General features: G+C 58.2%; 8 protein-coding genes. 4 read left to right on the top strand and 4 right to left on the bottom strand.

The genetic code is table 11. The features are described from left to right. Positions 1 to 508 precede the first annotated feature (508 nt). Both QMZ16_RS16085 and QMZ16_RS16080 read right to left on the bottom strand, forming a co-directional pair. Positions 509 to 1,057: a hypothetical protein gene (locus QMZ16_RS16085; protein WP_282604005.1), complete on the bottom strand. Its 549-nt coding sequence runs from the start codon at positions 1,055 to 1,057 to the stop codon at positions 509 to 511. After that, complete coding sequence (locus QMZ16_RS16080; RefSeq protein WP_282604004.1) at positions 1,054 to 1,305, bottom strand: hypothetical protein; 252 nt, start codon at positions 1,303 to 1,305, stop codon at positions 1,054 to 1,056. Before QMZ16_RS16080 ends, QMZ16_RS16085 begins: the two co-directional genes overlap by 4 nt. Positions 1,306 to 1,460: 155 nt before the next feature. On the opposite strand from QMZ16_RS16080, the gene mobQ reads away from it, so the two are divergent. From mobQ to QMZ16_RS16060, 4 genes are all read left to right on the top strand, one after another. Then, entirely contained in the window at positions 1,461 to 2,543 is a 1,083-nt protein-coding gene (gene mobQ / locus QMZ16_RS16075) for a MobQ family relaxase (RefSeq protein ID WP_282604003.1), read from the top strand. A gap of 139 nt (positions 2,544 to 2,682) precedes the next feature. After that, a complete protein-coding gene (locus QMZ16_RS16070; protein ID WP_282604002.1) occupies positions 2,683 to 3,009 on the top strand; it encodes a HigA family addiction module antitoxin in 327 nt (108 codons plus the stop codon). Beyond that, entirely contained in the window at positions 3,006 to 4,622 is a 1,617-nt protein-coding gene (locus tag QMZ16_RS16065) for an N-6 DNA methylase (RefSeq protein WP_282604001.1), read from the top strand. Before QMZ16_RS16070 ends, QMZ16_RS16065 begins: the two co-directional genes overlap by 4 nt. Then, positions 4,619 to 5,533, top strand: coding sequence for a XamI family restriction endonuclease (locus tag QMZ16_RS16060; RefSeq protein WP_282604000.1), 915 nt, complete (start codon positions 4,619 to 4,621; stop codon positions 5,531 to 5,533). Before QMZ16_RS16065 ends, QMZ16_RS16060 begins: the two co-directional genes overlap by 4 nt. Before the next feature lie 37 nt (positions 5,534 to 5,570). Here the strand turns inward: QMZ16_RS16060 and QMZ16_RS16055 are convergent, their stop codons facing one another. Together QMZ16_RS16055 and QMZ16_RS16050 are read right to left on the bottom strand one after the other, a co-directional pair. Continuing rightward, complete coding sequence (locus QMZ16_RS16055) at positions 5,571 to 5,969, bottom strand: hypothetical protein (protein WP_282603999.1); 399 nt, start codon at positions 5,967 to 5,969, stop codon at positions 5,571 to 5,573. A 76-nt stretch (positions 5,970 to 6,045) separates the two neighbouring features. Then, entirely contained in the window at positions 6,046 to 6,618 is a 573-nt protein-coding gene (locus QMZ16_RS16050; protein WP_282603998.1) for a hypothetical protein, read from the bottom strand. Positions 6,619 to 6,886: the final 268 nt, after the last annotated feature.

The raw sequence follows: 6,886 nt of genomic DNA, 5'->3' as shown, positions 1-6,886 counted from the left end.
TTGCCTTCTTATGATCTAAAAGGCAGGCAAAAAATGCACAGTCCGGGCGCGCTTGCGCGCCGGGGGGGAGCGCCCGCTAGGTAGCTGGCGACCCCCCGCCGAACGGACGGGCTGTGTAGTTTTTGAATGCCGTCGGACGCGAGGCCCCTTGTGGGCCGAGTGGACGACTACGCGTGCGAATGCGCGCGTGGCGGGTGGGGGTCCGGGGGAGGGAAAGGCGCATACGTCTGGAAATCCCGACCCGCAGCGCATGGACGCAGATTTTAGGATCTTCAGGCTGAGAAAAGGCGGTGCTAGCGGCCCGGAGCGCGCTGGACGACCCTGCGGTGCAAGCCGACAGGAGGAGGACCAAGGTCCGTCAGAGAGGCTCCTCGCGGCTCTTAGGAGCGCTGCTGTTCAACCGGGAGGCGGGGTTTCGGGCTGTAACGGGTCTTATGAGGCGGCAAGCCCCGACGCGATTTTTCGCGCCGGGGTTGTGCATCTGACAAGCTGAACCGAGAAGGTCCAACTAGCGGTCAAGCCAGAAGACGCAATAGCTTTCCTCGTCGCTTGGCGTGGTACCGCGCTCACCTCCAGCCGTAGTGCAGAAAAGGCCTGGATTGCGGCCAAAAGAGTGGGCATCACCGCGTCCTTGGATCAGAGAAAACGCCAGGACGCCCAGAACGGCCCCCAGAGCGATCATTCCTCCAAAGACAGCCAAACCCCCTCCGAAGCCGTACAAAGCCTGTTGGCGGCCTTTAATGGCTTCCAGACGCATGCGGTTGGCAGCGGTCTGGATCTCGTGTTCCAATCCCTTGATCGCCCTCTCAGCGGCCACCTGAGCGGCGCTGGCGCTGTCTTGATGCATGCGCCTGCCCAGATGCGCCGAGGCGTCTATGACCTCCTGAGCATGCTCGAATGCCTCCTCGGCAGCTTTCTGCACCGAGGCCATGAGCCTTGCGGCCTCGGCTTTGGTGGTCGTGGTAGCGGTGATGTTGCCCACGTCCTGGCGCAGGAGCCGCACTTGGTCGGTCAGATCGGCGATCAGCTCACCGGGGGATTTGGCGTTGGCGCTCATGCGGTGCCCGCCTTCGCGTCCAACTCGACCAGCAGCCCGGCTATCTCTTTCTGATCGACCTCGCGGGTGATGTTCTTGCGCAGGGTGCCTGCCATCCACCGTGCGATCTTGGGGTCTTTCAGAGCCTCGGTCGTGACAACCGCCCCGACGATGATCTTGCGCCTGGTATCGGCGGCTTTCTGTCTGCTCTTGAGACGGTTCAGCTTCGCCTGCGCCTCGGCAATCTGCTGATCAATGCTGCGTGCCATTTTAAAATCCTGACTTCTCTCAATGGTTGCAAGTCTGGCCGCAGAGAGGATAGGGTGCAAGACACGAAGTGCCCACTTATACAAACGCTGCGCGTTTGTGTGGGCAAGGGAACACTCGCGTTTCCCTTGAACCCTTAGCGAAGTGCGGCGCTGACATGGCGATCTACCATCTTCGAGCCTCGATGATTTCCCGCAGCCAGGGCCGCAGCGCCACGGCGGCTATCGCCTATCGCGTGGCGGAGCGCATCGAAGACCGTCGCACCGGCCTTGTCTTCGATTACGCCAAGCGCGGCGGCGTCGATTACACCGAGATCCTCGCCCCGGACCACGCGCCGGATTGGGTCTCCGACCGATCCGAGCTTTGGAACCGGGTCGAGGAAGCCGAGACGCGCAAGAACAGCCAGGTTGCCCGCGAGGTGCGCGTAGCCCTGCCTGCCGAGCTGACCCATGCGCAGCGGATCGAGCTGGTCCGCGACTTTGCCCAGGAACAGTTCGTGGATCGCGGTATGGTCGCGGATATCGCCCTGCACGCGCCGGGGCGCGACGGTGATGATCGCAACCACCACGCCCATATCCTGCTCACCACCCGCGAAATCGACCCCGAAGGTTTCACCACCAAGAACCGTGACTGGAACAAGGTCGAGCTTCTCGAAGACTGGCGGAAGGCATGGGCGCGGGATGCCAATCTCGCCCTCGAACGCGCCGGCATCGAGGAGCGCATCGACCACCGCACCCTGGAAGCGCAGCGGGACGAGGCTCTTGAGCTGGCCGCCGAGGCGCGGGAGCGTGGCGACGAGGCCGAGGAGCTGCGTGAGACCGTGCGGGCCGTCGCGCTGGACCGTGAGCCGCTACCGCAGCTTTCCGCAGGGGCGTGGCAGCTCAAGGAGCGCGGCATCGAGGTTGCGGCCGTTCAGGTCTGGCGAGAGGTGAAGGCACAGGCCGTCGAGGTGGCCCGTGTGGCGCAGGAGCTGGCCGAGCGGGCGCGTTCCTGGCTGGAACGCGCCGCGGAACAGGTGCGCAGTACCGTGCAACAGGTTACGCCCAATACCTGGGATGAGTTCTTTGCCGCGGCGGCGCCCGGTGCGGCATCAGCCTCCGAGGCGCTGGCGCGGGACATAGAGTCCGAACAACGGCAGCAGGCACAGCGTGAGGTTGCTGAACGTGAAGCGCAGGAGAGGGTGCAGGAACGAGAGCGCCGTGACCATGAGCACGACAGGGGCGAGGGACACGGACTCTAATGCTCGACGCTTTGTCTGTGTTCATTGATGCGCATAGGGAATGCTTGGATTCAGAACATAAGAAGAACAAAGGTTGTATTCTGTAGCGCTACAGTGCACGGTGCTACGATGCAATTTCTGGGAGGGGAAGAAGGTAAGTATGGAAGATGGGAAAGAGATTTCTGCTCCTGCACATCCAGGCCGCTTCGTCTGGTCAGAGGTAATCCAACCGCTTGGCCTGTCGGTTACAGAGGCGGCGCAAGCTTTGGGTGTGACTCGTTCCGCATTGTCCAAACTTCTAAACTGCAGAGCTAGTCTGTCGCCGGAAATGGCTTTGCGGATCGAAAAGGCGTTTGGAACTGCCATGGACACGCTCATGCGCATGCAGAGCAGCTACGACATTGCCAAGGCCCGTAAGAAAGAGAAGAAAATTCACGTCCTGCCCTTTCACAAAAGACGCAGCCTTCCGATGAAGTCTGCATCATGAAGTTGCCCTTGAGCTTATTCAGCAGCGAGGCTGACCTTGTTGCTATGACATTGGCGCTTGGCGCCGCAGGGGTGGGTGGCCCCCTATCGGGGGCTGAGATCGCTCTAGCCAAGTCTGCTGCTGACTTGTCAGTTGATCCCCGCATCGTTGCCGATCTACGCAGCCGTATCATGGCGGCAGAAGATCCTTTGGGGGATGCCTTTTCAGCCTTGCGGTCCCCAAACGTACGCCGGGAAAATGGGGCGACCTATACGCCCGCGCCTATCGTACAGACGATGGTCGATTGGGCTGCTAACACTCGGACTCCTTGTCGGGTTGTTGATCCCGGCGTTGGATCAGCACGATTCTTGATCCGTGCTGGAGAGAAATTTCCAAAGGCAGAGCTGATTGGGATCGACGTTGATCCGCTTGCGGCGCTGATGGCTCGGGCTAACCTTGCTGTCAGTGGCTACGGGGCGCGCGCCAGGATCATCCTAGGCGATTATCGTCGGTTCCATGAGCAAGTTGATGGCAGTACCCTTTACATTGGCAATCCGCCCTATGTGCGGCATCACCAGATTGCAGCCCCGTGGAAAGAATGGTTGGCGGTCGAGGCCGCGAAGCTAAAGCTGCCAGCGAGTAAGCTTGCGGGACTTCATGTCCACTTCTTCCTCGCAACGGCCAGCAGCGCGAAACCTAAGGACTTTGGAGCCTTCATCACTGCATCGGAATGGCTGGATGTGAACTACGGTGCATTGGTTCGATCACTAATGTTGGGTCGCCTCGGCGGGAAGAGCATAACAGTTATCGAGCCGACCGCGCAGCCGTTCCCAGATGCGGCAGCCACTGCCGCTATCAGTACGTTCGAAATTGGAGCCAAACCTGCTTCGGTATATTTCCGAAGGATCGAGGATTTGGCGTCTTTGAACGAGTTAGGGAGGGGGCGGCGGGTGCATCGCGAGCGGCTTGCGGCAGAAAGCCGCTGGTCGCACCTAACCCGCAGTTCCGAGAAGCCGCCCGAGGGTTACGTAGAGTTGGGCGAACTATGCCGCGTCCATCGAGGCGCGGTAACAGGGGCTAACGGTGTCTGGATCGCCGGGACGCACAGCCTTGGTCTGCCCGAAACTGTCCTGTTCCCGACGATCACACGGGCGCGGGAGGTCCTAGAAGCTGACGGGCTACTGTCGGATTCTCAAAGGCTCCGCCGCGTCATCGACCTACCTACCGATCTTGATGAGCTGGACACACCGGCGCGCAAGATAGTCGAGAAGTTTTTGAAGGTTGCGAAGGCCATGGGGGCGAACACCGGCTATGTAGCCAGAAATCGCAAGGCTTGGTGGGCTGTGGGTTTGCGAGCTGCTGCTCCGATCATCTCGACATACATGGCCCGCCGGCCCCCAGGCTTTATTCTGAACAAGGCTGACGCGCGGCACATAAATATTGCCCACGGTCTCTATCCTCGTGAGCATCTGGGCGAAGCTGTTCAAGAGAGACTAGTGGCGTTCTTGCAATCGAATATTTCCCAAAAGTCCGGACGCACCTATGCTGGGGGACTGACGAAGTTTGAACCAAGAGAAATGGAAAGGCTGATTGTGCCAGGGCCGGCTCTTTTGGCTGCCGGAGTGACCTCTTGATTGAACCGCCAGTTTGGACCGACGACCAACTCGAATCCGCCCGCAGCAAGGCCATTGCCGCCTTTTCGAAGGAGCGCCTTGAAGAGCCGCTTGAGGACTATTTAGAAGCTTTTGACGAGTACCAAGGTCACATTGAAGTGGTGTTGGAAGCGACTGTTGATCTAACCGAATTGGAAACAGCAGCGCTTGATGTCCTGAGCGATCCCCGCCTTTTGGAAGCTTTCCGCTATTTGGCGGGGCCGCCAATCTCCGAGGATGACCTGAAAGTACTTGCCGACGCTCGATCGCTCACGCGGAGCACGCTAGAACAGACGCCTGACCTTGTACTGCGGTTAATCGGCGTGGTGCGGCAAGTCCTTGATCGACGCCGGTTTGCGTGGGTTGTGGAAGGCCGTGAGCCGACTGAGGCGGAGCGCAATGCCGCCATTCTCGCCTCGGCCGCATTGATGGCCGTTAGCCGAACCCAAACCCGGCGACGGACGCTAGGCAAAAATCAACAGGAGGAACTGGTCAAGGTCGCGCTCAGAGATTTGGGCTTCATCGAAGTTGCTTCGCGCGCGATCCGAACAATTTCTCACGCCCCGGCACCGGGGGAATTTTGCGGCGAAAGCCTTTTAGGAACCCGTAAGGGAGACATTATTGTCCGTCTTTGGGACGACCGAGTGATGCCCATAGAGTGTAAGGTATCAAACTCCTCGACCAATTCAGTCAAACGACTGAACAACGATGCTGCAGTGAAGGCGACGAGCTGGAAAACTGACTTTGGGTTGCGGCAGGTGGTGCCAAGCGCTGTTCTGAGCGGGGTCTATAAGCTGCACAACCTGCGTGAAGCACAAGAACGCGGGCTTGTTCTTTTCTGGGCGCATGACTTAGTCCCGCTAACAGATTGGATTAAAAGCACTAAGTCATAGTAATCTCATAAAGGGTCGCCCGATAGGTAGGCCAAGCTCAATTAGCTTTTCCAAGTAGCCGAGACCAGAAGCCTCTCCCGGATACAGAGAGGTTTGGTGCAGCGGTGGGGGGGGCAAGAGAGAGGCGCTCTGCAATCTGGTGCCATCTGTCCCGTTCCTGCCGGGCCTCGCTTAGCGCCTCACGCAGCATCTGATTTTCAAGCTCCAACGTCTCTGTTTCATTGGGTTTATCAGGTGGTGCGGATTGTTTCATGGTGTGGGGTGCAGGTGGTTCATGTGCAACGGCTGGGAATACTCGGTGCAACTCAGCAGGGTCGATGTTCCACGCCCCACTGTCATCTTTTGACCCTGAAATTTTTCCGTTTTGCAGCGCTCGGGTGATCGTTGCCTTCGAGACACCTACTGCTTTAGCTGCTTGACCTGCTGTATACTTCATGGCGTATCAGGGTATTTCATGGTGTTGCATGATCCGGTCATACACCTGTTTCGCAATTTGTTGCAGACGCTTTCCATCAGGGTGCATTTCTTTTGACCGTTGCTGGCAGGTCAAGTTCCATTCCCTCAAACGATGGCTGCGATTCAGGCGGCAAACCGGTGCCTGAAGGAAGTTGTTGCTCGTCAGGATAAAGGCTTGGAAGCCTCCGCAGCGGTTCTGGGTGATCCAAAACATCGCTATCGGGTTGCTCAGCATCTGAGATGACAACATTGGCCGTGAACAGGCTATACCTAATGCCTTCACGCGGGCCGCTCCATGCAACACGATCATTGATGATATAAGCATTGACCGTGCCTCGATCCCCAATCTGTCGGGTTTCAATCCAGCGGTGCTCTTTGAGCATAGCCACGGCACGCCGCACTGTCCGCATATCGATGCCTAACAGGCCTGCCATGGTCTTCTGCGACATAACTACAGCGTTGTGCTCCTCGACACGGGCGATCAGCAGATGGAGCACCCGGGAGGCATTCAGAGATCCTGGCAGCCCGAGAAACATTGCCCATGCTTCATGAGCGGCGCGTTCGGTTTGGACCCATGTTCCGCGCTGTTTTTTTGCAGGCAGTGGGCTTGGCTGGTTGTCATTGGGCATAGGTCAGGCTCTGTCCTAAGGGTAGGACACACAAAGACGGAAAGCCGTCGGTGAATGTCCAAAAAAATACATTACAGGTGTAATTTTTTGGACAGAAGATGCAAGAAAAAAGCTAACCCTAGGGCACAGCGTGTCCTAGGGTTAGGACAGAGTGTGTCCTAACCCCACCTAAAATTGCTTTATAAAACAACAACTTATTTTTTTGCCTTCTTATGATCTAAAAGGCAGGCAAAAAATGCACAGTCCGGGCGCGCTTGCGCGCCGGGGG

This window comes from Paracoccus sp. PARArs4 (assembly GCF_947311865.1).
Classification (GTDB): Bacteria; Pseudomonadota; Alphaproteobacteria; order Rhodobacterales; family Rhodobacteraceae; genus Paracoccus; species Paracoccus zeaxanthinifaciens.
Note: the sequence above shows the minus strand (reverse complement) of the source record. Positions and strands in the feature narration are given on the sequence as shown.